The 23,439-nt window shown below is 73.1% G+C and carries 20 protein-coding genes, 3 tRNA genes and 1 pseudogene; 7 read left to right on the top strand and 17 right to left on the bottom strand.

All coding sequences use genetic code 11. The features are described 5' to 3' along the window. Positions 1–169: 169 nt before the first annotated feature. Positions 170–243 (bottom strand) — tRNA-Lys (locus ACWZEH_RS12040). Positions 244–570: 327 nt separating this feature from the next. Between ACWZEH_RS12040 and ACWZEH_RS12035 the strand changes: the two genes are divergently transcribed. Next, a complete protein-coding gene (locus tag ACWZEH_RS12035) occupies positions 571–1,800 on the top strand; it encodes an SPFH domain-containing protein (RefSeq protein WP_456198069.1) in 1,230 nt (409 codons plus the stop codon). A gap of 181 nt (positions 1,801–1,981) precedes the next feature. Next, on the top strand, positions 1,982–2,587 hold the full coding sequence (locus tag ACWZEH_RS12030; RefSeq protein WP_456198068.1) for a lytic polysaccharide monooxygenase auxiliary activity family 9 protein: 606 nt from the start codon (positions 1,982–1,984) through the stop codon (positions 2,585–2,587). A gap of 55 nt (positions 2,588–2,642) precedes the next feature. Here ACWZEH_RS12030 and ACWZEH_RS12025 read toward each other — a convergent pair. The 6 genes from ACWZEH_RS12025 to ehuB form a co-directional block, all read right to left on the bottom strand. Continuing rightward, positions 2,643–2,716 (bottom strand) — tRNA-Lys (locus ACWZEH_RS12025). 109 nt (positions 2,717–2,825) lie between these two features. After that, the gene (locus tag ACWZEH_RS12020) at positions 2,826–3,578 is read right to left on the bottom strand and encodes an IclR family transcriptional regulator (protein ID WP_456198067.1); all 753 of its coding nucleotides are present in this window, start codon (positions 3,576–3,578) and stop codon (positions 2,826–2,828) included. 330 nt (positions 3,579–3,908) lie between these two features. After that, positions 3,909–4,637 carry an ectoine/hydroxyectoine ABC transporter ATP-binding protein EhuA gene (gene ehuA, locus ACWZEH_RS12015; protein WP_456199555.1) on the bottom strand — a complete coding sequence of 243 codons (729 nt, stop codon included), beginning with the start codon at positions 4,635–4,637 and terminating at the stop codon, positions 3,909–3,911. Between the two features lie 94 nt (positions 4,638–4,731). Further along, positions 4,732–5,382 (bottom strand): ectoine/hydroxyectoine ABC transporter permease subunit EhuD, encoded by a 651-nt coding sequence (gene ehuD, locus ACWZEH_RS12010; RefSeq protein ID WP_456198066.1) that lies wholly within the window; start codon positions 5,380–5,382, stop codon positions 4,732–4,734. Then, positions 5,382–6,092 (bottom strand): ectoine/hydroxyectoine ABC transporter permease subunit EhuC, encoded by a 711-nt coding sequence (gene ehuC / locus ACWZEH_RS12005; protein WP_456198065.1) that lies wholly within the window; start codon positions 6,090–6,092, stop codon positions 5,382–5,384. The genes ehuD and ehuC overlap by 1 nt, the downstream gene beginning before the upstream one ends. Then, positions 6,089–7,015: an ectoine/hydroxyectoine ABC transporter substrate-binding protein EhuB gene (gene ehuB, locus ACWZEH_RS12000; RefSeq protein WP_456198064.1), complete on the bottom strand. Its 927-nt coding sequence runs from the start codon at positions 7,013–7,015 to the stop codon at positions 6,089–6,091. Before ehuB ends, ehuC begins: the two co-directional genes overlap by 4 nt. A gap of 97 nt (positions 7,016–7,112) precedes the next feature. Here ehuB and ACWZEH_RS11995 point away from each other — a divergent pair, with 97 nt between their 5' ends. Next, positions 7,113–7,607, top strand: coding sequence for a DUF3830 family protein (locus ACWZEH_RS11995; protein WP_456198063.1), 495 nt, complete (start codon positions 7,113–7,115; stop codon positions 7,605–7,607). Here the strand turns inward: ACWZEH_RS11995 and ACWZEH_RS11990 are convergent. Both ACWZEH_RS11990 and ACWZEH_RS11985 read right to left on the bottom strand, forming a co-directional pair. Next, positions 7,588–9,015 carry an amidase gene (locus ACWZEH_RS11990; protein ID WP_456198062.1) on the bottom strand — a complete coding sequence of 476 codons (1,428 nt, stop codon included), beginning with the start codon at positions 9,013–9,015 and terminating at the stop codon, positions 7,588–7,590. The two genes, ACWZEH_RS11995 and ACWZEH_RS11990, sit on opposite strands and share 20 nt — an antisense overlap. A gap of 44 nt (positions 9,016–9,059) precedes the next feature. After that, entirely contained in the window at positions 9,060–10,124 is a 1,065-nt protein-coding gene (locus ACWZEH_RS11985) for a D-2-hydroxyacid dehydrogenase (RefSeq protein ID WP_456198061.1), read from the bottom strand. 138 nt (positions 10,125–10,262) lie between these two features. Here ACWZEH_RS11985 and ACWZEH_RS11980 point away from each other — a divergent pair, with 138 nt between their 5' ends. The 3 genes from ACWZEH_RS11980 (at position 10,263) to ACWZEH_RS11970 (ending at position 13,257) form a co-directional block, all read left to right on the top strand. After that, complete coding sequence (locus tag ACWZEH_RS11980) at positions 10,263–11,258, top strand: maleate cis-trans isomerase family protein (RefSeq protein ID WP_456198060.1); 996 nt, start codon at positions 10,263–10,265, stop codon at positions 11,256–11,258. Next, complete coding sequence (locus ACWZEH_RS11975) at positions 11,255–11,986, top strand: maleate cis-trans isomerase family protein (RefSeq protein ID WP_456198059.1); 732 nt, start codon at positions 11,255–11,257, stop codon at positions 11,984–11,986. The genes ACWZEH_RS11980 and ACWZEH_RS11975 overlap by 4 nt, the downstream gene beginning before the upstream one ends. A 116-nt stretch (positions 11,987–12,102) precedes the next feature. Beyond that, complete coding sequence (locus ACWZEH_RS11970) at positions 12,103–13,257, top strand: LLM class flavin-dependent oxidoreductase (RefSeq protein ID WP_456198058.1); 1,155 nt, start codon at positions 12,103–12,105, stop codon at positions 13,255–13,257. Here the strand turns inward: ACWZEH_RS11970 and ACWZEH_RS11965 are convergent. Beyond that, the gene (locus tag ACWZEH_RS11965) at positions 13,185–15,152 is read right to left on the bottom strand and encodes a putative bifunctional diguanylate cyclase/phosphodiesterase (RefSeq protein ID WP_456198057.1); all 1,968 of its coding nucleotides are present in this window, start codon (positions 15,150–15,152) and stop codon (positions 13,185–13,187) included. The genes ACWZEH_RS11970 and ACWZEH_RS11965 overlap by 73 nt on opposite strands. A 305-nt stretch (positions 15,153–15,457) precedes the next feature. Here ACWZEH_RS11965 and ACWZEH_RS11960 point away from each other — a divergent pair. Then, a pseudogene (locus ACWZEH_RS11960) lies at positions 15,458–16,958 on the top strand (M6 family metalloprotease domain-containing protein). Between the two features lie 37 nt (positions 16,959–16,995). On the opposite strand, the gene ACWZEH_RS11955 reads toward ACWZEH_RS11960, so the two are convergent. The 7 genes from ACWZEH_RS11955 to ACWZEH_RS11925 all read right to left on the bottom strand — a co-directional run bounded on the left by ACWZEH_RS11955 (position 16,996) and on the right by ACWZEH_RS11925 (position 23,400). Beyond that, positions 16,996–17,069, bottom strand: a tRNA-Lys gene (locus tag ACWZEH_RS11955). Further along, positions 17,060–17,686: a bifunctional DNA primase/polymerase gene (locus ACWZEH_RS11950; protein WP_456198056.1), complete on the bottom strand. Its 627-nt coding sequence runs from the start codon at positions 17,684–17,686 to the stop codon at positions 17,060–17,062. Before ACWZEH_RS11950 ends, ACWZEH_RS11955 begins: the two co-directional genes overlap by 10 nt. A 160-nt stretch (positions 17,687–17,846) precedes the next feature. Then, positions 17,847–18,212 (bottom strand): hypothetical protein, encoded by a 366-nt coding sequence (locus ACWZEH_RS11945; RefSeq protein WP_456198055.1) that lies wholly within the window; start codon positions 18,210–18,212, stop codon positions 17,847–17,849. 113 nt (positions 18,213–18,325) lie between these two features. Beyond that, on the bottom strand, positions 18,326–19,675 hold the full coding sequence (locus ACWZEH_RS11940; RefSeq protein ID WP_456198054.1) for an AAA family ATPase: 1,350 nt from the start codon (positions 19,673–19,675) through the stop codon (positions 18,326–18,328). After that, on the bottom strand, positions 19,672–21,270 hold the full coding sequence (locus ACWZEH_RS11935) for a hypothetical protein (RefSeq protein ID WP_456198053.1): 1,599 nt from the start codon (positions 21,268–21,270) through the stop codon (positions 19,672–19,674). The genes ACWZEH_RS11940 and ACWZEH_RS11935 overlap by 4 nt, the downstream gene beginning before the upstream one ends. Beyond that, positions 21,261–22,421: a hypothetical protein gene (locus tag ACWZEH_RS11930; RefSeq protein WP_456199553.1), complete on the bottom strand. Its 1,161-nt coding sequence runs from the start codon at positions 22,419–22,421 to the stop codon at positions 21,261–21,263. The genes ACWZEH_RS11935 and ACWZEH_RS11930 overlap by 10 nt, the downstream gene beginning before the upstream one ends. After that, on the bottom strand, positions 22,402–23,400 hold the full coding sequence (locus ACWZEH_RS11925; RefSeq protein WP_456198052.1) for a phosphatase PAP2 family protein: 999 nt from the start codon (positions 23,398–23,400) through the stop codon (positions 22,402–22,404). Before ACWZEH_RS11925 ends, ACWZEH_RS11930 begins: the two co-directional genes overlap by 20 nt. Positions 23,401–23,439 lie beyond the last annotated feature (39 nt).

Here is a 23,439-nt window from a genome sequence, read left to right as displayed (position 1 = left end):
GTGCGACATCCGGTGCTCACCGGTCATACGATCCCATTGTGGTCGCCGGGAGGGTCACGTGGGGCCCGTGTTCCATACGAGCGGTGAGGAGGAAGCGTTCAGTGGAGACGAGGAGATTTCCGGCCAAAAAGCGACGGGCCCCTCGATCACGAGGAGCCCGTCCTGTCGGTGCGCCGCCAGGGACTCGAACCCCGGACCCGCTGATTAAGAGTCAGCTGCTCTAACCAACTGAGCTAGCGGCGCTCACTGACGACGCAACTCTACCGGACCCCGCGGGGTGCTTCCGACCGCCGCCCGGGAAGGGCTCCCGGTTTCCGCCCGCCCTCGTCTTCCGTGCCGGCGCGCTTACATCATTCGGACCGTCAGAGTGCGTGCCCCGTGGGTAGTTGAGAAGCTGGCATTTGTGTACAGATGTGAGGTATCCCACGGGGTATGTGATCGAACAGGTGGCCGGAACTGTGAGGGGATCCGCATGGGCCGCACGGAGTCTCCGGTGTCCGGGGAGGCCGGTCCCGCGAGCGGGCGCGAGTGCCCCGGCCGGGTGCGCCGACGCGGAGGCTGGAGGCACGCATGACCCTGACGACTCCCGGCGCCTCTCACGCCCCTGACGCCTCTGATTCCCACGTCCCCGATCCTCACGCCCCTGATTCCCGCGCCCCTGATTCCCGCGCTCCCGATTCCGGGCGTCCCGCCGCCGGGAGCGAGCGTTCGGCGGCGGGGCGGTCCGCTCGGGTGATCCACACCGAGGCCACCACCGAGATCCCCGTCCATCTGCTGTTCCGGGACGGCCCCGACCCGGCGCCGGGGCGGCCGCGGTCCGCGGTCGTCGGACGCCGGCAGGGCACGGGGGAGCAGCCGCGGCTGCGGCGTCCGGCCGCCGCACCGGCCCGGCCCTCCGTGCCGCGGGTCGACCCCGAGCTGGTGGAGCGGTCCGCCCGGGTGCTGCCCGGGGGCGCGGGGATGCTGGCCGGGTTGTGCGGGGCGGCCGGGTGCGTGGCCACGTCGTGGTGGGCGGGCGTCCTGCCGTCGTCGGCGGTCGCCGCGCTCGGGTTTCCGGCGCACGCGGGGGCCGCGGGAGCCGCCGGACTGGGGCCCGCGCAGTGGGCGGCGTACGCGGCGGCCGGGGCGCTCGGCCTGTTCGGGTTCGGCGGGTTGGCGCGCGGCCGGACCGGGCGGGCCTGGGTGCTCGGCCTGTTCGGCCGCTACCGCGGAACCGTCCGGCGCACCGGCCTGTTGTGGGTGAACCCGCTGCTGCTGCGCCGCCGGGTCGACGTACGGCTGCGGCACTGGCGCAGTGAGCCGATGCAGGCGGCCGACCGCGGCGGGGTGGCGCTGCGGGCGAGGGTCCTGGTCGTGTGGCGGGTGCGGGACACCGCGCGGGCCACGCTGGGCGTCGAGGACCACGAGGCGTATGTGCGCGAGTGCGTCGAGGCGGCGCTGCTCCGGGTCCCGGTGGAGGTGCCGGGCGAGACGGGCGGGGCGGCGGGCGCGGCGCAGGACGCGCTGACCCGGCTGGTCGCGGCGGACGCCGGGCCGGTGGGGATCGAGGTGTTCGCGGTGCGGCCGGTCCGGGTGGAGTACGCCCCCGAGGTGGCCGCCGCCATGCACCGGCGCCGGATCGCCGCGCTGGACGCCCGGCACCGGGCGAGCGTGCTCACCTCGGTCGTGGACTCGGTGGAGGACACGGTGACCCGGCTGACCCTGCGGGGCCTGGTGGAGCTGGACGACCACGAGCGCAAGGTGCTGGTGAGGGACCTGACGGTGGCGTTCTGCGCGGGGCGGGGGGAGGCGGGGCCGTAGGGCCCGCGGCTTGGACCGGGCCGGACCGGGGAGCGGGGCGGGCCGGGTGGGGAAAGGTGCCGAACGGGTTGCGCTATTGGTATGGACATGCTCAGTCGGTGGCCATAATCTGAGACTTGGTCTAGACCTAGCTGCATCAGCTCACTGAAACTCCCCCCCCACGTTCCCCAGGAGCGTCAGCATGCGCACACAGACCAAGCTGTACGCGGCCGCGGTGGGACTGGCCACGACCGGAGCGCTCGTGCTCTCCTCCGGCGGTGCCAGCGGCCACGGCTACACCGACCTGCCCGTCAGCAGGCAGAAGCTCTGCCAGAACGGCGGCGTGACCGACTGCGGCGCCATCCAGTGGGAGCCGCAGAGCGTCGAGGGCCCGAAGGGCTTCCCCGCATCGGGCCCCGCCGACGGCCGGCTCTGCTCGGCCGGCAACACGCCGTTCGCCCGGCTCGACAGTCCGAAGACGCCCTCGGGCGGCGCCTGGCCGGCCACCAGGGTGTCGGGCGGCCGGACCCACACCTTCCGGTGGCAGTTCACCGCCATGCACGCCACCAGCGACTTCTCGTACTACGTCACCAAGCCGGGCTGGAACCAGAACCACAACCTGGCCCGGTCCGACCTCAACCTCACCCCGTTCCTGAAGGTGCCCTACAACGGGCAGCGCCCGCCGCAGACGCTCTCGCACAGCGGCACGCTCCCGTCCGGGCTGAGCGGGCGCCACGTCATCCTCGCGGTGTGGTCGGTCGCCGACACGGGCAACGCGTTCTACGCCTGCTCGGACGTCACCTTCTGACGCCGCTTCCGGGCACGTCAAAGGGCCTCTCGCTCCCACGAGAGGCCCTTCAGTGTGCGCCGCCAGGGACTCGAACCCCGGACCCGCTGATTAAGAGTCAGCTGCTCTAACCAACTGAGCTAGCGGCGCATGACTCCCGCCGTCCGCTTCCGCGGTCGGCGACGCGGAAAATAATACCCGCTCGTAAGGGGTGCTTCCGACCGCGCACCGGCCCGGCGCCCCCCACGCCCGCCCGCGCCTAGATCGCCAGCGACAGCAGTACCGGAGCCGCGTTGCGGTTGAGGGTGTCGGCGGCCCGGCGCAGGCGGTGGGCGTGCTCGACGGGCAGGGACAGGGCCAGGCAGCCCACCGAGGAACCGGCGGTGATCGGGACGGCCGCGCAGACCGTGCCGATCGCGTACTCCTGGAGGTCGAGCACCGGCACCGTGGGCGGGTGGGCCGCCAGCCGGGAGAGCAGCACCTTGTCGCTGGTGACGGTGTGCGAGGTGAGCCGGACCGCGCGGTGCCGGGCGAGGTGGTCGCGCCGGCCGTCGTGGTCCAGCTGGGTCAGCAGGCTCTTGCCGACGGCGGTGGCGTGGGCCGTGTCGCGGAAGTCCACCCACTCGTTGACCTTCGGGGTGGCCGGCCCGTCGGCGTACTGGGTGACCTCCACCTCGCCGTCCACGTACCGGCTCACGTAGACCGCGGCGCCGACCCGGTCGCGGAGCAGGTCCAGGGTGCGCTGGAGCCTGCCCTGCAGCGCCGCTTCGCGTCCGTGGGCGGAGCCGAGGCGGGCGAAGGCCTCCCCGGCGACGTACGTGCCCTCGGCGCCCTGCTCCACGTAGGCCTCGCGGCGCAGCATCGACAGGAGCGCGGTCAGCCGCTCCGGGCCGAGGCCGGTCTCGCGGGCGAGCTGGGCGCCGGTGACTCCGGCGGTGTGCCGTGCCACCGTGTCCAGGACGCGCAGGGCGTCCTGGACCGAGTGGTACGGAGCGGTCGGCCTCACCCTCATGACGACTCACCTCGATGTGGTGTGCGGGGCATGAGCAGGGTCGGCCGTGGGTCCTGGGCGCGTCCCCCGGGAGAGCGAGGCAACGCCACGGTTTCCCCTGCGCTCGCTCGTGGGGCCGCGATCCGGCCGGCGAACCCTCTCCACGATAGCCGTCAAGCGGCCCTCTTGGAGGGGGTGTTGACGAGATCGCGGCCCTCCCAACTGCGGCGCGGGTCCACTGGCATATGCCAAAGGGATGTCCCGGCGTGCGGACCTCGGAAGTTGCCCGCACACCGCTCCGCACGCCGCCCGGGCATCACCCGGGGCGTCACCGCGGACACCACCCCGTGGTCACAGGACCGCGCTGAGGAACTCCCGGGTCCGGTCGTGCTCGGGCTCGCTGAAGAGCTTCTCCGGCGGGGCCGACTCGATGATCCGGCCCTGGTCGAACATCAGGACGCGGTCGGAGATGTCCCGGGCGAAGTTCATCTCGTGGGTGACGCAGAGCATCGTGATGTCGGTGGAGCGGGCGATGTCCCGCAGCACGTCCAGGACGCCCGCGACCAGCTCCGGGTCGAGCGCCGAGGTCACCTCGTCGAGGAGCAGCACCTGCGGCCGCATCGCCAGCGCCCGCGCGATCGCCACCCGCTGCTGCTGGCCGCCGGACAGCTGCGAGGGGTGCTTGTCGACGTGCTCGGTCAGTCCGACCATCTCGAGCAGCTCCCGGGCCCGCTCCTCGGCCTCGTCCTTGGACATGCCGAGCACGGTGACCGGTGCCTCGGTGATGTTGCGCAGCACGGTCATGTTCGGGAACAGGTTGAAGTGCTGGAAGACCATGCCGATCTTCTTGCGGATCTCACGGACCTGCTTCTCCGGCGCGGGGAACAGCTGCTCCCCGTCGACGGTGATCGTGCCCTCCTCGGGCTTCAGCAGCGTCATCAGCAGCCGCAGGATCGTCGTCTTGCCCGATCCGGACGGTCCGATCAGGGTGACGTGCTTGCCGGCGTCCACGGAGAAGTCGAGGTTGTCGAGGACCGTGTTGTGCCCGAACCGCTTGGTGACCTTCTCCAGCCGGATCAGCTCACTGCCGGCGCCCGCCGCGGCGCGCGTGGTGCCGGCGTCCGGCTCGGGGGTCCTCTCGGGCTCGACGGGGTGGGGGCCGGGCTGGGTGCTGTCAGTGGACAAGGCGTCGCTCCAGGGCTCGGAGGGCAAGGGAGGCCAGGTAGGAGATGACGATGAAGGCGAAGCCGATCACCGTCAGGGGCTCGGTGAACTGGAAGTGCTGCTGGGAGAACAGGCGGGCCTCACCGAGCATCTCCAGCACGGTGATCGCCATCAGCAGGGGCGTGTCCTTCAGCATCGAGATGACGTAGTTGCCGAGCGCGGGGACCACCCTGCGCACGGCCTGCGGCAGGATCACCGCGGTCCACGTCCGGCGCAGCGGCAGGTTCAGTGCCGTCGCCGCCTCCCACTGGCCCACCGGCACGGCCTCGATGCCCGCGCGGTAGACCTGCATCGTGTACGTCGAGTAGTGCAGACCGATGGCGACGACACCCGTGGTCAGCGCCGAGAAGGTCACCCCCCACTCGGGCAGCACGTAGAACAGGAAGAACAGCTGCACCAGCAGCGGGGTGTTGCGGATGAACTCCGTCACGCCGCCGACCGGCCAGGTCACCCAGCGGGACGGCACCCGCATCAGCAGGGCCCACACCAGGCCGAGGACGAACGAGATCAGTGAGCCGAGGACCAGGATCTGCAGGGTGACCAGCAGGCCGTCCCAGAAGTACGGCATGAATGCGGAGACGGCGCTCCAGTCCCACTTCATCAGACACCCCCCACGTTGGTCGTCTCGGCCCGCTTGAGGTCGGTCCTGGGATCGGGCACGGGCTTCTTCCCGACGCCGGCCTTCAGCTTCTTCTCCAGACCGCGCATGATCCGGGTGAGCAGGAAGGCGATCACGAAGTAGATGACCAGGATGTACGTGTAGATCTCGGCGCTCTCCTGCAGTGCCAGGCGCACCAGGTTGCCGCTGAACGCCAGATCGCCCATGCCCATGATCGACACCAGGGCGGTGCCCTTGAGCAGCTCGATCAGCAGGTTGGAGAACGGCGGGATCATCTCCGGCACCGCCTGCGGCAGCATGACCAGCCGCATCCGCTGCGCGGGCGTGAAGCTGAGCGCGATCCCGCCCTCGACCTGGGCCGGGTCGACGGCGGCCAGCGCACCGCGCACGATCTCCGCGCCGTAGGCGCCGTAGGTCAGGCCGAGCGCCAGCGTGCCCGCCCACAGCGGCACCAGCTGCCAGCCGAAGGCAGGGGGCAGCACGAAGAACACCCAGAAGATCATCACCAGTGCCGAGGTGCCGCGGAACACCTCGGTGTAGAGGCCCGCGAGGAAGCGGACGAACTTCGAGTGGTGGGTGCGCGCGATGCCGACCACGAAGGAGACCGCGGTCGCGAGCAGCGTGCTGAGCACCAGCAGCTGGATCGTGACCCAGACGCCCTTGAGTACGAGTTCCCAGAGTCCGGAGGTCATCCGCCGCACAGCTCCTTCGCGGTCAGATCCGTCATCTCGTCCTCCGTGAAGCCGAACGGCCGCAGGATCCGCAGCAGTTCGCCGCTCTCCTTGAGCTTGGCCAGCTCGGCGTTGAAGGCGTCCCGCAGGTTCGTCTCGGTGGGACGGAACGCGAAACCGCCGCCGTCGGTGTGCGGCTCACCGTCGACGATCGGCTGGAACGGCTCGGTGACCTCGGCCCTGGCGGACTTCTTCACCACCTCGCGGGTGGTGAGCGCCGTACCGGCGAAGACGTCGACCCGGCCGGCCTCCACGGCGTTCAGCCCGGCGACCTGGTCGGGGACGATGAGTATGTCGCCCTCCGGGTACCCGGCCTCCACGGCGTACGCGATCTCCGCGTACCCGGTGCCGGTGGCGAACTTCGCCTTCTTCTCGACGACGTCCTTGTAGCTGGTCAGCCCCTTCGGGTTGCCCTTGCGCACGATGAACGAATCGAGCATCTGGTAGTCGGGGTCGGAGAATATGACCTGTTCGCAGCGTGCGGGATTGATGTACATCCCGGCGGCCACGACGTCGAACTGCTGCGAGTTCAGCCCCGGGATCAGCGAGCCGAACTCGGTGGGGACGGGCTGGACCCGGTCCACGCCGAGCCGTTTGAAGATGACCTTCGCGAGTTCCGGCGCCTCGCCGGTCAGGTTGCCGTCCTTGTCGATGTAACCGAAGGGGATCTCGCCGGCGATACCCAGGCGGACCACCCCTGCCGCCTTGAGCCGTTCGAGCTGGTCACCGCCGTCCGTGCTCGCTTCGGTGGGCACGCGCGAACAGCCCGCGGCGCCGAGCGCGCCGAGCGCCGCCACCCCCGCGAGCAGCGACCGGCGGGAGGGCCCGGCGGACGCGGACGCTTCCCCGCGTCGTCTCAGTGGTTTTCCCAGTGGTGGAGCCATGGCGGCGCGGCTACCCGAAGTGATGCCGAGTATTCCCGCCGGTTTCGGCCCTCTTCGGTGGTCGGGCGGTCTTGACCGGTGCGGGACGATGGGTCTCATGATTGACCGATATGTCGAGGTCTCGCTGGTCAAACGCGCAATCACCTGTACGGCCCGACTGCTCGACGACCGGGCACCGGTCACCTGCGCGGCCGTCTGGGACTCCCTGCCTCTGTCCGGCGACGTCTACCACGCCAAATACGCCCGCAACGAGATCTACGCGCTCTTCCCCCCGTTCGCCCCCTCGGAGCCACCGCTGGAGAATCCGACGGTCACACCCGTCCCGGGAGACCTCTGCTACTTCTCCTTCGCGGGCGCGGAACTGGGAACCAAGGCCTACGGCTACGACCGCGAGGTCGGCCCCGGCGCCACGGTCGTGGACCTGGCCCTGTTCTACGAACGCAACAACCTGCTGCTGAACGGCGACGTGGGCTGGGTGCCCGGCATCGTCTGGGGTCAGGTCGTCGAGGGCCTCGCGGAGATGGCCGAGGGGTGCAACGACCTGTGGCGCACCGGAGCGGCGGGGGAGACCCTCAGCTTCCGGAGGGCGTGACCCCGAACCCGTACAGCGCGTGGGCCGCCCGCAGCACCAGCGCGTCGGCGTGACGGGCGGCCACGAGCTGGACGCCGATCGGCAGCCCGGCCGCGTCGGTGCCCACGGGGACGCTCGCCGCGGGCTGCTGCGTCAGGTTGAACGGGTAGGTGAACGGGGTCCAGCCCGTCCACCGCCGGTGAGCCGACCCCTTCGGCACCTCCGCGCCCGCCTCGAACGCGGTGCGGGGCACGGTCGGGGTGACCAGCAGGTCGTAGGTGTCGTGGAAGCGGCCCATGCGCCGGCCCAGGCCCATCCGGACGTCGACCGCCGCCAGGTAGTCCAGCGCCGACCGGCGCGCCCCGGCCGCGCAGATCTCCCGCAGCCCGGGATCCAGCAGACTCCGTTGTTCCAGGGTGAGGTGCTGCACCACCCGCGCCGCCCCGGAGAACCACAGGGTGTGGAAGGCGTCCGCCGGGTCGGAGAAGTCCGGGTCGGTCTCCTCCACGTACGCGCCGAGCGCGGCGAGGCGCTCCACCGCCCGCCGTACCGCGGCCGCCACCTCCGGGGCCACCGCCACCTGGCCGCCCAGTGACGGCGAGTACGCCACCCGCAGCCCCCGCACCCCGCCGTCCAGCCCTTCCCGGAAGGAGCCGGGGGCCGGTGCCAGCGCCGACCAGTCGCGCGAGTCCGGCCCGCTGATCACGTCCATCAGCAGCGCCGCGTCCGCCGCGTCCCGCGTCATCGGGCCGACGTGCGCCAGCGTGCCGAACGCGCTCGCCGGATACAGCGGCACCCTCCCGTACGTCGGCTTCAGCGCGAAGATCCCGCAGAACGCCGCCGGGATGCGGACGCTGCCGCCGCCGTCCGTCCCCAGCGCCAGCGGCCCCGCGCCCAGCGCCACGGCCGCCGCCGCGCCCCCGCTGGACCCGCCCGCGGTGCGCGCCGGGTCGTACGGGTTGCCGGTGACACCGCTGAGCGGGGAGTCCGTCACGCCCTTCCAGCCGAACTCGGGGGTCGTCGTCTTGCCCAGGAGGACGGCGCCGTGCTCCCGCAGCCGCGCCACCGACGGCGCGTCCTCCTCCCACGGGCCCGCCGGGTCGACGGCACGCGAGCCGCGCAGGGTCGGGGCGCCGCGCAGCAGCAGGATGTCCTTCACCGTGACCGGCACCCCGTCGAGCAGCCCGCGCGGCTCGCCGCGCCGCCACCGCTCCTCGGACGCGGCGGCCTGCTCCAGCGCCTGCCCGGACAGCAGCCGGACGAACGCGTTCACCCGCGGCTGGATCGCCTCCGCCCGCTCCAGCGCCGCGCGGGTCACCTCCACGGGACCGAACGCGCCGGTGCGGTAGCCGTCGAGGAGCTGCACGGCAGTGAGGGACGTGAGGGCAGTGGGGTCGGTGAGGTCGCTGGGGCCGGTGCCTTGGGTCATTCACGCTCCCGGGAGGTCAGGGGTGCCGGGGGTCGGCGGGTGGGTCAGTGTCCGGGTACATACCCGCGCTGCTTGTCGACCACGTTCGGCAGCGGGTCGCCCGCGGCCCACAACTCGTACAACTCCACGAACTGGGCAGCGAGTTCGTCCCGCCATCCGAGGGTGTCCCCGCTCATGTGCGGTGACACGAGCAGTCCCGGCACCTCCCACAGGGGGCTGTCCGGGGTGAGCGGCTCGGACGTGAAGACGTCCAGGGCGGCGCCCGCGATCCGGTGGCTGCGGAGCGCCTCGGCGAGCGCGTCCTCGACGACCAGCGGGCCGCGGCCGATGTTGACGAAGTGGGCGGACGGCTGCATCAGGGCGAAGCGGCGGGCGTCGAACATGCCCCGGGTCAGCTCGGTCAGGGGCGCGGCGGCGATCACCCAGTCCGCGCCGGCGATCAGCCGGTCCAGATCCTCGGGGCCGTGCACGGCAGCGGCAGGCACGCCGACGCCGTCACCGCGCGAGGCGGCGCGCGCGCTGCGGCCGACCAGCGCGGTGGTGACCCCGAGCGCCTCGAGCGTGCCGGTGATCGCCCGGCCGATCGGCCCCGACCCGACGACGCAGGCACGGGTCCCGGCGACCCTGCGCGACTCGCGGTGGCGCCAGGTCCGCTCCCGCTGGAACTCCAGCGTCCGCGGCAGGTCCTTGGCCATCGCGAGGACGAGCGCGGCGACGTACTCGGCGATCGGCCGGTCGAAGACCCCGCGCGCGTTGGTGACCACCGTGTCGGAGGCGGCGAGTTCCGGACACATCAGATGGTCCACGCCCGCGCTCGCCGTGTGCACCCAGCGAGGCCTCGGCCCCCCGCCCGGCCAGGCGGCGCGCACCGCGTGCGAGGTGAAGTCCCAGACCAGCAGCACGTCGGCGGACGGCAGCCGCCCGGCGAGCGTGGAGGCGTCCGCGTACTCGATCCGGACCCTGCCGGTCAGCCGGCCCAGCCGGGGCGGCGGACCGGCGTCCAGGACGAGCAGCGTGGGAGGAGCGCCGGGGCCGGTGCCGGGGCTGGTCACGGCGGTCGCGGGGCCGGCCGCGGGGGGCGTCGGGGGGATTTTCCGGGAGGAGGTCATGGCCGCCTTTTCCCCGGGAGGACCGGAAGTCTGAGATGTGCTGATTGACCACGCTGGCACCCCGAACCTACCGTCGTCAACACGGGCGTTTGAACGAACCGTTGCGTGCTCGTCCCTCACCGTGAGGCCGGTGCTGACATGGACGTCTCCTTTATCGGCGGACCAGGCCCGCAGCGCGGTGTCGGTGTGGTCGCTCCCTTCGACTTCGCGCTGGACCGCGAGCTGTGGCGGTGGACGCCCGACGACGTGTCCCTGCACGTCACCCGGACGCCGTACGTACCGGTCGAGGTGAGCCTGGACCTCGCCCGCGTGATCAGCGAGCACGAGACCCTCCAGAACGCCGTGAGCACCCTCACCGAGGTCACCCCCGAGGCCGTCGCGTACGCCTGCACGTCGGGCAGCTTCGTCGGCGGGGTCATGGGCGAGCGCGCCATGTGCGAGGCGATGAGCAGGGCCGGTTCGGTCCCCTCGCTCACCACCTCGGGCGCGCTGTTGGAGGCACTGGTGGAACTGGACGTACGGCGGCTGGCACTGGTGACGCCGTACACCGTGTCGGTGACCCGGGCGCTGGAGGAGTACGTGGCGCAGGCCGGGGTCGCGGTCACCGGCTGCGCCTACATGGGCCTGACCCGGCAGATCTGGAAGGTCACCTACCGCGAGGTGGTCGACATGGCCCGGCGGGCGGCGGTGCGCGGCCGGCTCGGCACGGCGGACGCGCTGTTCCTGTCCTGCACCAACCTGCCCACCTACGACGTGATCCCGCAGCTGGAGGCGGAACTGCGCATACCGGTGATCTCGGCCAACCAGGTGACCATGTGGGCAGCGTTGCGCCGACTGGGTACCCGGGCGGTGGGACCGTATCAGGCGCTGATCGACACGTCGGCGCGCACCGGGACCGGGGCCGGGAGCACACTGCCGGGCCCGGCGGCCGGTTCGGTGCTGCCGGCCGCCGGGCCGGTGGTGCCGACCGGCTCCGTACCGACGGGTTCCGTGCCGACCGGCTCCGTACTGCCGGAAGGCCAGGAGCCGTCGGACGTGCGGGGCGTGCACGGCGTGCCGGACGCGCAGGGTGTGCCGGGTGCGCAGGGCGTCCCCGGTGCACCGGACGAGAAGCAGCAGGAAGGCTGGACATGACCGCACTGGGATTCCTCTACCCCGGACACTCCGCCGAGGACGACTATCCGCGCATCGAGCAACTGCTGGGCAGCGACGTCCGGGTGGACCTGGCGCACACCGACATCGGTGAGGACGCGCACCGGGCCGACGCCCTGCTGGAGATGGGCGCGCCGGACCGGCTCGCGGCCGGGGTCCGGGAACTGCGGCTCACCGGAGCCGACGCCGTGGTGTGGGCCTGCACCAGCGGCAGCTTCGTGCGCGGCTGGGACGGGGCCCACGAGCAGGTGCGCGCCCTCGCCCGTACGGCGGGCACGCCCGCGTCCTCCACGTCCTTCGCCTTCGTGCACGCGGCGCGGGAGATCGGGGCGCGGCGGGTCGCCGTCGGCGCGACCTACCCGGACGACGTGGCCGCGCTCTTCGTGGAGTTCCTGGCGGCCGACGGGGTGGAGGTGACCGGGGTGACCAGCGCCGGGATCATCACGGCGGCGGAGGTCGGCACCTGGGGCGAGGCCGAGCTGTTCGCCCTCGCCCGCGCGGCCGACCGCCCGGACGCCCAGGCCCTCCTGCTGCCCGACACGGCCCTGCACACGGCCGCCCACATCCCGGCCCTCGAGAAGGAGCTCGGCAAGCCGGTCCTCACCGCCAACCAGGTCACCGTCTGGGAGGCCCTGCGTCTCGCGGACCGCCGGGTGAACGCCCCGAGCCTGGGCGCCCTGTTCACGCGGGAGCCGATCGTGCAGGCGTGAGCGGGGCGGGCGGGCGGACGTGAGAGGGGCGGGGGCGCGTTCCGCCCGGGAATAAGCGGGGACGGCCTCCTGTTACGGGTGCGGCGAACGTCACTCGAAACAGGAGGCACCCCACCGTGGCCGCAGACGACACCGCAGGCGCCGAGATCCGAGGCGTGACGCACGGTTCGGCGCCCGTTCCGCTGTCCGTGCTGGACCTGGTCACGGTCGGCGCCGGGCACACCGCCTTTGACGCGCTGCGCACCAGCGTGGATCTCGCCCGGCTCGCCGAGGCGCGCGGCTTCCACCGCTACTGGGTCGCCGAGCACCACTCCATGCCGGGTGTGGCGTCCTCGTCCCCGGCCGTGATCCTGGCCCACCTCGCCGCGTACACCGAGCGGATCCGGCTCGGTTCGGGCGGAGTGATGCTGCCCAACCACGCCCCGCTCGTCATCGCCGAGCAGTTCGGCACGCTGGAGGCCATGGCTCCCGGCCGGATCGACCTCGGCCTCGGCCGCGCCCCCGGCACCGACGGCGCCACCGCCGCCGCCCTGCGCCGCACCGAGCGGCTGAACGAGGGCGCCGACGACTTCCCCCAGCAACTCGCCGAACTGACCCGCTTCCTGGACGACGACTTCCCCGACGGCCACCCCTACCGCCGGATCCACGCCGTCCCCGGTCCGGTCCAGGCGACCTCGCCCGGCGGGGTGCAGTCGCCGCACCGCCCGCCCGTCTGGCTGCTCGGCTCCTCCGGGTTCAGCGCCCGGCTGGCCGGCATGCTCGGCCTGCCCTTCGCCTTCGCCCACCACTTCTCGGCGCAGAACACGATCCCCGCGCTGGACCTCTACCGCGAGTCGTTCCGCCCGGGCGACGTCCTCGACGAGCCCTACGCCCTGATCGGTGTCTCCGCGCTCGCGGCCGAGGACGAACAGGACGCCCGGCGCCAGGTCCTGGCCGCCGCGCTCAACATGGTCCGGCTGCGCACCGGCCGCCCCGGTCTGGTCCCCACCCCGCAGGAGGCCGAGGCGCACCCGTTCTCGCAGACGGAGCGGGAGTTCGTCGACTCGTGGAACGCCAACGTCGTCCACGGCACCCCGGACGAGGTCCGCGCCGGCCTGGACGACCTGCACAAGCGCACCGGCGCCGACGAGCTGATGATCACCGCCAACGCGCACAGCGGTGACGTACGCCTGCGGTCCTACGAACTCATCGCGGACGCCTACGGGTTGCCGACGACCGGGTTGCCGACGACCGGATCGCCGACGACCGGATCGCCGACGACGTCCGCCTGAACCTCCGGGGCGCCCAGCAGTTCGGAGATGCGGTCCGGCGGGACCGGACGGGAGTACAGCCAGCCCTGACCGGTGTCGCACCCGATCCGGCGCAGCCGGGTGGCCTGCGCCGAGGTCTCCACGCACTCCGCGGTGACCGTCAGCCCCAGCCGGTGGGCGAGCTGCACCATCGCCTCGACGATGGCCTCGTCCGCCGGGCTGGGCGCCGCCGCCCGGTCCTCGTACTGGAAGCCGCGGACGAAGGCGCCGTCCAGTTTCAGCACCGACACCGGGAGCCGGCTGAGGTAGGCCAGGTTCGAGTAGCCGGTGCCGAAGTCGTCGATGGCGATGCGTACACCCATGTCGCTGAGGGCCGTCAGCGCCTGGAGCGGCCGGCCCGAGGAGCCCATCACCGCGGACTCGGTCAGTTCCAGCTGGAGCAGCTGCGGCGCCAGGCCCGTCTCCTTGAGGGTCTCGGCGACGTCCGCCACCAGGTCGGAGTCCCAGACCTGACGGACCGCCACGTTCACGCTGACGAAGATCGGCGGCTCGTCGGGATGCTCGGTCTGCCAGCTGCGGGCCTGCCGGCAGGCGGTGCGCAGCACCCAGCGGCCGAGCTTGACGATCGAGCCGTCCTCCTCGGCGATGGAGATGAACCGATTCGGCGTCAGCGTGCCGAACTGCGGATGGTTCCAGCGGACCAGGGCCTCCACCCCGTGCACCCGGTCGTCCTCCATGCCGACCAGCGGCTGGTACTCCAGCGCGAACTCACCCCGGTCGACGGCGGGACGCAGCGTGGAGGCGAGGGCCTGACGGGTCATGCGGTGCGCGTTGCGCTCCGGGTCGAACAGCGTCCAGCGGGACTTGCCGTCGGCCTTCGCCCAGTACAGGGTCGTGTCGGCGGCCTGCATCAGCGCGGTGGGCGTGGTCCCGGCCGCGTGCCGTTCGACCACGCCGATGGACGCCGACACCGACAGCCGATGGCCGGCCACGTCGAACGGGTCCTGGATCGCGCCGAGCACCGACTCGGCGAGCTCGGCGAGCTGTTCGGTGCCCGTGGAGTCCTCGACCAGCAGCGCGAACTCGTCCCCGCCGAGCCGGGCCACCAGCGGGGTGCAGCCCCTGGACCGGCCCGCCTCCTCGGCGCACAGCGTCAGCCGCTCGGCGACGGCGGCCAGCAGCCGGTCGCCGACGCGGTGGCCCAGGGCGTCGTTGATGGCCTTGAAACCGTCGAGGTCCAGGGAGCACAGCCCGATCCGGCCCGTGCCGCTCTCCTCGTAGGACTCCGCCTCCAGGGCGGCCGTCAGCCGTTCGAAGAACAGGGTGCGGTTGGGCAGCCGGGTCACCGGGTCGTGCATCTGCAAGTGCCTGAGCCGGGCCTGGAGTTCGTGGCGGGCGCTGACGTCGGCGACCGACAGCAGCACGCCGGGGGCGTCGTGCGTGTCGTATGCGCCGTGCTCGCCGTGCTCGCCGTGTTCGCCGCGTTCACGGGGGGCGGCCCCCTCGTCCGGGGGGAGCGGGGCGACCGACACCTGCACCCACAGCGAGTGCCCCTCGGGGTGCTTGAGCCGGCGGGTGCAGCGCAGCCGGCCCTGCCCGCCGCTCAGCAGGTCGCGGTAGGCGTGCCAGGCGCGGGCGTCGGAGGAGAGGTCCACCAGGTCGGCGGCGACCGCACCGGTCAGGGTGCCCGGGGCGCGGCCCAGCAGGGCGGCGAGCGTGCCGTTGGCGCCGATGACCCGGCCGTCACGGCCCACCACGGCCATGGCGAGCGGAGCGGCCGCGAAGACGGAGCGGTACGACGGGGGCGGGGGGAGGTCGGCGCATCCGGTACGGGGTGGGGCGGCGATCTCACTCTCCGTGACGATCGGCCGGTTGGGATCTGCTGTGGGCGTCGGCCCGTCGGACGTTCCGCTCACCGCTCGCTCCCGCCGTGCACTCGATCGCTGTCCGTGCCGGAAAGCCTCAGGAATGTCTCAGGAAAGTGTGCCGATCATAGAGGTCTCCCTGAAGCCCTTCCAGTCACTCTCCAGTGTCCAGGACGGTCCCGCATCTCTGCCAGATCGTTTCTGCTCGGAGGTGGGTGACTTCTTCAGGCCTCCGACCAGTTGTGACGTTCCGTGAGTGGTTCGAGGTGTCGTCCGTGAACGGATTCCGGCTCTCCTCACCCGTCCGGTGCAGATAAACAGGGCATATGACTGCAAACTCCCACAGGCTGGGTGCGGTGTCCCGTGAACCGTCTCCCGGAGGTCTTTGTGCCGCGTCAGTTCCCCCTGAGAGGACTCGGTCGTGAGGCTCTGAGGGGGTTGGGCCGTCCGGGGGGCCGTCCGGGAGTGACGGAGCGGCTGAGGGCGGGGCCGCAGGGGCCGGACCGGCTGGGGTCCAGGCCGCGGTTCCGGCCGGGGCCGTGGTCCGGCGGGCCGCCGGCGGGCCCCCGGCTGCGCGGCACGGCGGCCGTGTGCACCACCATGTCGGCGCTCGCCGCGACCTCCATGATGAGCGCCCCCTCCGACGCCGAGCCGTTCTCCGCGGCGCCGTGCGCCCTGATCCGCACCGACGCGCACCACTCGGAGGGCCTCGACACCTGGAACGCCGCCTACCCCCGCCCGGCCGGCCGGATGGACGCGGTCATGGTCTTCCTGTCCTTCCCGGACTCGCATCCCCTGACCACCCCCGAGGAGCTGGCCGCCGACCACTTCCCCGCCACCGGCGACTTCTTCCACCGGGCCTCCTACGGCGGTTTCTCCCTGCGCCCGCACGCCCTGCGCGACTGGATCCGCATGCCCCGCCCGTCCACCGCGTACGCCATACAGCGCGACTGGACCACGCGGCACCGGTCCGCCTATCTGCGCGACGCGCTCGCCGCGGCCGACCCGCGGGTCGACTTCTCGCGGTACGACGTCGTCTACTTCGTCGCCGACCCGGACGCCCCCGGTGTGGACTCCGACGCCACGAAGGTCGTCAACCTGGACACCCCGCTGCGGGCGGACGGCACCGACATCCGCCGGGTCGTCACCGTGTTCGAGGAGCACCCCCCGGACCGGCTGGTCCTCGCCCACGAGACCGGCCATGTCTTCGACCTCCCCGACCTCTACCACCGGCCCGTGGACGGCAAGGGCGACTGGGACACCCACGTCGGCGACTGGGACCTGATGGGCAGCCAGTTCGCCCTCGCACCCGACCTGTTCGGCTGGCACAAGTGGAAGCTGGGCTGGCTGGAGCCCCGGCAGGTGCGGTGCGTGCAGGGCGCGGGACCGGTGCGGCTGACGCTGGAACCGCTGGCGGCGGGGCCGGGGGTGCCGGTGACGGGTGCCGCCGGGGCGCCGGCCTTCGGGCTGGGCCGGGGCACCAAGCTCGCGGTGGTGCGCACCGGTCCGGACACCGTGCTCGCCTTCGAGGTGCGGGCGCCCGTCGGCGACGACGCGGACGCCTGCCGGTCGGGGGTGCTGGTGTACCGGGTGCGTGGCACGACCCGGTCCGGTGAGGGCCCGATCCAGGTGATCGACGCCCACCCGCACACGGAGGCCTGCCGGGGGGACTCGGTCTACCCGGCCCTCGCGGACGCCCCGGTCGCCCTCGGCGAGAGCTTCACGGTGCCGGGGGACGACGTACGGGTGGAGGTGGAGGGGCGTACGGCCTCGGGGGCCTGGACGGTGCAGATCGGCCTGGACCGGGACGGGGGCGGCGACGGAGGGGCCGGCAGGGGTGGGGGTGCGGACGCGTAAAAGGCCCCTTGCTGTGGCAAGAGGCCTTTTCGTGTCGTGCGCCGCCAGGGACTCGAACCCCGGACCCGCTGATTAAGAGTCAGCTGCTCTAACCAACTGAGCTAGCGGCGCCTGCTGACGTCGTAGACATTAGCACCCTGGTCGGCGGGAGGAAAAATCGATATCCGCACGGCCGCGCGGGCCGCCCGTACGGCCGCCCAGAGCAGCACCTCCGGGCCCGGCAGCCAGGGGTGACGTGTGTCCGGGGCCACCAGCCAGCGCGAGCCGGAGCCGGCCGTCCCGGCGCCGGGAACCGGGGCCGGAACGGTCACCGCGTCACCGGTGCCGTGGCACAGCAGCGGCGGGACCTCGCCCGTACGGCCGGCCTCCCCGGGGCCCCTGCCGCGGGCGTCCCACTCCTCCCACTCCAGCAGCGCGGGGAGCCGCTGGGCGGTGCCGGGCGCCGCGAACAGCAGCATGCGGCCGCGGAACCCGGCCACCGGTCCGGAGCCCGGCCCCTCGTCCCACATCCGGTCCAGCATCCGGCGCCCGAAGGTCGAGGGCGTGCTCACCACGTCGAAGACGGAGCCGCAGGGCAGCACGACCGGCACGTCCGGCCGCCCCTCCCAGAGGGAGAGGGTGCTGCGCGGATACGTTCCTGCGGAGGCGAGCCAGGCGACGCCGTCCGGGGTGACACCCGTGGCACCCGTGACGCCGCTGAGGTCGGGGGCATTGCGTGTACTGCTCATGCCGCCTGTCTACCCGCGGTGAGGGAACGGCTCCCCAGGGTTGCGGAAACCGGGGACAGGGAGGCGGCGAGGGGGTATCCTGCCCGCCTGGCATATGCCATGTCTGTTCGACCGGGCGAATCCGGGGCCCGGTGGGGTGGTCACAGCGGGCGTGGCGCCCTCACGCGGGGTCGACGTGGTCCCGGCCCTCGCCCCCGCGCAGCAGGTCCCGGCCGAACTCGACCATCTTCTTCGCGTAGTCCTCGGTCCACTCGGCCCGCTCGGCGATGTCGGCGGTCGTCAGCCGGTCGAAGCGCCGGGGGTCGGCCAGCTGGGCCGCCGCCACCGCCTGGAACTCCATGGCCCGGTCCGCCGCCGCACGGAACGCGAGCGTCAGCTCCGTCGCCCGCTCCAGCAGCACGCGCGGATCGTCGATCGACTCCAGGTCGAAGAAGTGCTCCGGGTCGGCGGCCGCTGCCGTGGGCTCGAACAGCAGGGGCGCGGGGCGTAGCCGCGGTTCGTCCCGACGCGGCGTGGGCTCCGCCATGTCTTCTCCTTCGTTCTTGTGCGTACGTGCGTGGTGGCGCTTCTACCCGCCGGGAGGAGCGGGCCACCTTCCATTCTCGCGCGCCCCGCAAGAGGGCCTCGGGGCCGGTGAGGTCAGGGCTGCCAGGTGACCCGGTGCTGTGCGAGGTGGGCCAGGACGGCGTGGTTGGCCTCCCAGCCGTCCGGGAACTTCACGAGGGTGCCCAGCTGGACCGGTTCCGTCGACGGGTAGGCGTCCAGCAGCTCGCCGACGCCTGCCCGGCACACCATGATGCAGGCGTGCCGGTGCCGGGAGGCCAGCACGCACAGCCGGCCCGTCTCCAGGTGGAAGGCCGTGGCGTCGGGGCGGCCGGACAGCGGGTGCAGCACCACCGTGACGTCGAACTCACGCCCCTGGAGCCGGTTCGCCGTGTCGACGGTGACGTCCGCCGCCCCCAGCCCGGCCAGAGCCGCCCGTACCGCCGCCGCCTGGTCGCGGTGCGCGGTGCCGACGGCGATCCGGTCGGCGGTGAGCGGCACCGCGTCATCGGACCGCTCCGAGACCGACGCGCCCTCCCGGTCCAGCAGCCGGCGGACCACCAGCGCCACCGCCCGCACCGCCTCCGGATCCGTGCGCGGGGTGTGCCGGGCGGGCAGCTCCAGCAGCCCCCAGCCCGACTCGGCGGCCTCGTCGATCACCCGGTCGGGTCCCGAACCGTCCGACGGCACCCCGAGCGCGAGCCGCCGGTCGCCGTGGCCGGTACCGCTGCGGAAGGGCGTGTACGGGTAGAACGCGTCCGACACCAGGGGCGCCGCCGAGGCGGGCAGCCGCCACGACACCGGCAGCCGGTGCTGCGGCAGCTCGGGATTGTGCGCGAGCAGCGTGGTCACGGCGGACGCGGACGGGTCGTACGACAGCCCCGCCCACTGCTCGCTGCCCACGATCGAGAACGGGTCCAGCTGCCCCGGATCGCCCACGAACAGGGCCCGCTCGAACAGTCCGGCCACGGCGAGCAGCGCGTCCGAGCGCATCTGGTACGCCTCGTCGACGATCGCGTGCGCCCACGGCTCGACGCCCTTGACGTGCGCCCACTTGGCGGCCGTCGAGATGACCACGTCGAGCCCCGCGAGGTCGGACGCCTTCGCCGACTTGCGGACGTTGTCCAGCCCGTCCAGTGCCTTGTCGTACGGGTCGGTGTCACTGCTGTGCAGCCGGCCGACCGGCAGCCCGGGGTTCTTCTCCGCGAGCCGCAGCACCAGGTCGTCCACCTGGGCGTTGGTCTGCGCCACCACCATCAGCGGGCGGCCCGCGTCCGCCAGTTCCAGCGCCGCGCGGACCACGAGCGTGGACTTGCCGGCGCCGGGCGGGGAGTCGACGACCACGCCGCGCGCGGTGCCGTGCAGGGTGTCGCGCAGGATCGCGTCGGTGGCCCGGGTGGCCGCCGCGCCGGCGTCGAACACGGTCTCGACGGGCGAGTGCGTCACAGAACGTCCTCCTCGGTCACCGGGTCGGCGGGCTCCTGCACGCCGGCCTGTGCACCGGGCGGGCCGCCGTGCGTCCACGGCGTCTCCTCGGGGTCGGGCAGCTTCGCCCCGCCGCGGGGTTCGTGCTCGAACAGCGTGAAGAGGACGTGGTCGCCCTTCTCCGGCACCGAGCCCTCCTCCGGCTCCCTGCCGCGGCCCATCTTGTCCATGATCCGCAGAATGAGCAGGGACCCGTCCTCCTCCGCGGCGACGAACTCGGCCGTCTGCGGCTTTCCGCCCAGGGAGCGGTACACGCGGGCCCGCTCGCCCAGGTGCGGGCGGTCGTCCGTGCGGACGGTGACCAGCGGGCGGGGGCTCGGCCGCTTGCTCTCGCTGTACGCCATGACGACATCGGTGACCTCGCCCGCGAACGCCTCCCCGGACAACCGCCGGCCCGCCATCACCAGCGGATCGTCGAGGGCCTCCTGCGCTTCCAGCCGGGCCTGCTCCCGCTCGCGCGTGGCGAGCTTGTTGGCCGCGGTCACCGCGTCGTCGCGGCGCGGCTGGGGCGGCTCGCCGGCCAGCACCCGGTCCCGGTGGCCGGTGAACGACCAGCGGTCGCGCGTCCACCGCTCCTCGACCCGCGCGCCCCGGGGCAGCGCCCGCAGCAGGTCCAGGCCCCGCCACACCGCGTCCCAGGTGGGCCGCGTACGGCTCCGGACCAGCTCGCGGATCTCCCGCTCCGCCGCCGTCAGCGCGCCGAGCCGCTCGTCGGCCTCCAGGCCGTCCTGAGCGGCGGCGAACGCCGTACGGGCCCGGTCGTACCGCTCGATCGCCGGGGCGAGCAGCTTGTTGTCGAACGCCGGGTCGGTCGCCGGGCCCGCGGGCGGGCACCGCAACTGCCCGTCGGCGTCCCGCGCCAGTTCCGCCTCCTGCGCGGCCTCGGCACCCGAGCGTCCCGCGGGCGGGTCGATCCACGCGAGCAGCGCCCCCAGGTGCTGGTCCTCCAGAGTGGACTGCCCGGTCGCCCAGTGCCGGCCCAGCAGGTCGGTCATGGCCGGCAGCAGCGACGACCCGGGCACCCGGGCCCGCTCCCCGAAGTGCGTCAGCCACCGCCCGAGCAACGGCACCCGGGGCGGCGCCGGGAAGGGCGCCTCCGGGTCCTGCTCCGCCGTGCGCCGAAACCGGGTGGAACGGCCGAGGAGCCGTACGAGGTCGACACCCGCCCGGCTCGGCACGATCAACTGTGGTGCGTCCGCGCACAGTTCGACCTCGACCTTGACCCGCTTGCCGGTCTGGGGGTCGGTCTCGCTGCGCTCCGCGGCCTCGACGGCCTCGGCGCAGCTGTCGATGTAGGGCAGGACCACGTCGGCCAGTTCGGCCAGGAACGCGAACCTGAGGTCGCGGTCGCGCGGCTGCGGTACGGCCAGCAGCCGGGGCGCGTCCCGGTCGGTGCCCACCAGCGCGCCGAGCGGGGCGCCCGCCTCACCGGCGGTGGTCAGCGGCACGAACACCAGGGGCCGTTCGGACAGATGCCGGTGCCGGACGGTGGCGGCGGGCCGGGCTCGGCCGGTGCTGACGGCCTCGAGGCGGGCGAGGGTGGCGATCAGCGACAAGGGGCCACCTCCGTACGGACGGGCGGGGGGACGGGTCCCGCCGCGCCGGCGAGGGCCTCCGCGCGCAGGGCCGCCGCCCGGCGCAGGGCGGCGACCGTCGGATCGTCGGGATCCCCGAGCTCGCCGCGGGACGCCGCCAGGACGTCCTCGACCGTCGTCAGACCGCCCAGCTCGGCGCGGACCGGGCGGCCCAGGGCGGTCACCGCGTCCTGCGCGCGGGAGCGGTCCCGGCAGTGGAAGGCCAGCTCGCACGCGGACAGGCACTCCGGCGCGTAACTCGCCGGAACGGACTCCACCGACGCCGCCAGCCGGTCGCGGGGCAGCTCGGGGGCGAAGCAGATGTCCTCGGGGAGCGCGTCCGCGATGTTCTCGATCCGGGTGAGCCGGGTGAGCTGACGGGCGGTCACCGCGCGCTGCTTGCGCACGTCCACGGCGGACGCGGTCGGCAGGTTGGAGAAGTCCTTGGGGCACACCAGCAGAATCCGGTGCCGCACGCGGGGCGCGGCCGTGTCCGGGGCGGTGTCCGGGGCGGCGGCGAGGCGGGCGGCGACCTCCTCCAGCGCGAGCACGTACACCGCGGCCTGCCGGGCCGCCGCGCCGACCTTCGCCGGGTCGGCCGAACCGTCGAGGAGGGGGAAGGACTTGATCTCCACGACCGTCCAACTGCCGTCCGGGTGCACCACCACGGCGTCCGGCTCCAGGAACGCCGGGGAGCCCGCGACGTCCAGCGCGAGCAGCGGGTGGTCGAGCAGCGTCCACTCGCCCGGCGCCCGGACGGCCTCGCCCAGCGCCAGCTCCGTACGCGCCCGGCGTCCCTCGTGGCCCGCCGCGGACAGGTCCGGGACCCGCGCGGCGGCGGGCGGTTCGGCGGAGCGGTCCAGCTTCTCGTGGACCAGCCGCAGCAACTCCGTGCCGCCGTCCGCCTTGACCCTGGCCTCGAAGGCGTTGCCCCGGACGAACGCGAACTGGGACTGGCCGAAGACCGACGGGGAGCCCAGCGCGTCCGCGAGCGTGGCCTTGTCCACCCCCGCGCCGTCCAGGATCGCGCGCCGCTCGCAGCCCGGGTTGGCGGCCAGGGCGGCCAGGGCGCGCGCGTCCAGCGCCTTGGCCCGTACGCCGGGGCCGCGCAGCTCAGCGAGCCGGTGCCGCAGCTGTCCGGTCGTCCTCTTCCCGGGCTGGAGGGGAGACGTCCGGCTCGGTTCCGGAGGCGGACCGTGGCTCGAGCTGCCGCTGCCGCTGCCGTGGAAATTGCTCACCCGCGGAAGTCTGGCATCCGGCACTGACAATTGGGGAACCCGGGACGGACGAGGCCGCTTCGACCGGTGCGAACCGCGGTGCGAACCGCGGTGCGAGACGCGGCAGTACGCCGGCCCTCGCCCGGTCCGCGTTCCGCAGCACGACCGGCGTGAGCAGCAGTCCGGCGCCCATCACCGCGGCGCCCGCGACCGCGTCGAGGAAGTAGTGGTTGGCGGTGCCCATCACCACAACGAGCGTCACCAGTGGGTAGAGCACACCGGCCGTCTTCGCCAACCGCGTGCCGCCGTGCCGCCACAGGACCACGCCGCACCACAGGGCCCAGCCCACGTGCAGGCTCGGCATCGCCGCGTACTGGTTGGTCAGGCCGCCCAGGCCCCTGGGGGCGCTGGCCTCGCCGGCCCACCAGCCGTACGAGCTGTACTGGGCCATCGTGTCGACGAAGCCGTGGCTCGCGTCGAGCAGCCGGGGCGGGCAGGTGGGCAGCAGGGTGAAGCCGATCAGCCCGATGAACGTCGACGTCATCAGCCAGGTGCGGGCGGCGCGGAAGTGCGCCGCGCGGGAGCGGAACAGCCAGATCAGGAGTGCGGGCGTCACCAGGTAGTGCAGCGACGCGTACCAGAAGTCGGCCGGAACCCCGAGCCACGGTTCGCGCGTGAAGAGCCGGTTCAGCGGGTGCTCGGCGTTGAGACGCAGCGCCTGCTCGATGCGCAGGATCGCCAGACCGTGGTTCACGGCGTCGGTGACGTCGCCCCGGACGAACAACCGCCCCGCCGAGTAGCAGGCGTACACGAGAAGGATCAGCGGCAGTTCGGTCCACCAGCGCAGCCGGGTCGCCGGGGCCCCTTCGGTACCCGGTGTCTCGCTGTGCGGCATCCGAATGCCCTCCCCCTCGTCCCTGCGCGGTGCCCAAAT

The organism is Streptomyces yamdrokensis, from assembly GCF_053890455.1.
Note: the sequence above shows the minus strand (reverse complement) of the source record. Positions and strands in the feature narration are given on the sequence as shown.

Bases quoted from the DNA above. Each gene is read 5' to 3' on its own strand.
- ACWZEH_RS12035 (WP_456198069.1), top strand. From the start codon at position 571: ATGACCCTGACGACTCCCGGCGCCTCTCACGCCCCTGACGCCTCTGAT.
- ACWZEH_RS12030 (WP_456198068.1), top strand. From the start codon at position 1,982: ATGCGCACACAGACCAAGCTGTACGCGGCCGCGGTGGGACTGGCCACG.
- ACWZEH_RS12020 (WP_456198067.1), bottom strand. From the start codon at position 3,578: ATGAGGGTGAGGCCGACCGCTCCGTACCACTCGGTCCAGGACGCCCTG.
- ehuD (WP_456198066.1), bottom strand. From the start codon at position 5,382: ATGAAGTGGGACTGGAGCGCCGTCTCCGCATTCATGCCGTACTTCTGG.
- ehuC (WP_456198065.1), bottom strand. From the start codon at position 6,092: ATGACCTCCGGACTCTGGGAACTCGTACTCAAGGGCGTCTGGGTCACG.
- ehuB (WP_456198064.1), bottom strand. From the start codon at position 7,015: ATGGCTCCACCACTGGGAAAACCACTGAGACGACGCGGGGAAGCGTCC.
- ACWZEH_RS11995 (WP_456198063.1), top strand. From the start codon at position 7,113: ATGATTGACCGATATGTCGAGGTCTCGCTGGTCAAACGCGCAATCACC.
- ACWZEH_RS11990 (WP_456198062.1), bottom strand. From the start codon at position 9,015: ATGACCCAAGGCACCGGCCCCAGCGACCTCACCGACCCCACTGCCCTC.
- ACWZEH_RS11985 (WP_456198061.1), bottom strand. From the start codon at position 10,124: ATGACCTCCTCCCGGAAAATCCCCCCGACGCCCCCCGCGGCCGGCCCC.
- ACWZEH_RS11980 (WP_456198060.1), top strand. From the start codon at position 10,263: ATGGACGTCTCCTTTATCGGCGGACCAGGCCCGCAGCGCGGTGTCGGT.
- ACWZEH_RS11975 (WP_456198059.1), top strand. From the start codon at position 11,255: ATGACCGCACTGGGATTCCTCTACCCCGGACACTCCGCCGAGGACGAC.
- ACWZEH_RS11950 (WP_456198056.1), bottom strand. From the start codon at position 17,686: ATGAGCAGTACACGCAATGCCCCCGACCTCAGCGGCGTCACGGGTGCC.
- ACWZEH_RS11945 (WP_456198055.1), bottom strand. From the start codon at position 18,212: ATGGCGGAGCCCACGCCGCGTCGGGACGAACCGCGGCTACGCCCCGCG.
- ACWZEH_RS11925 (WP_456198052.1), bottom strand. From the start codon at position 23,400: ATGCCGCACAGCGAGACACCGGGTACCGAAGGGGCCCCGGCGACCCGG.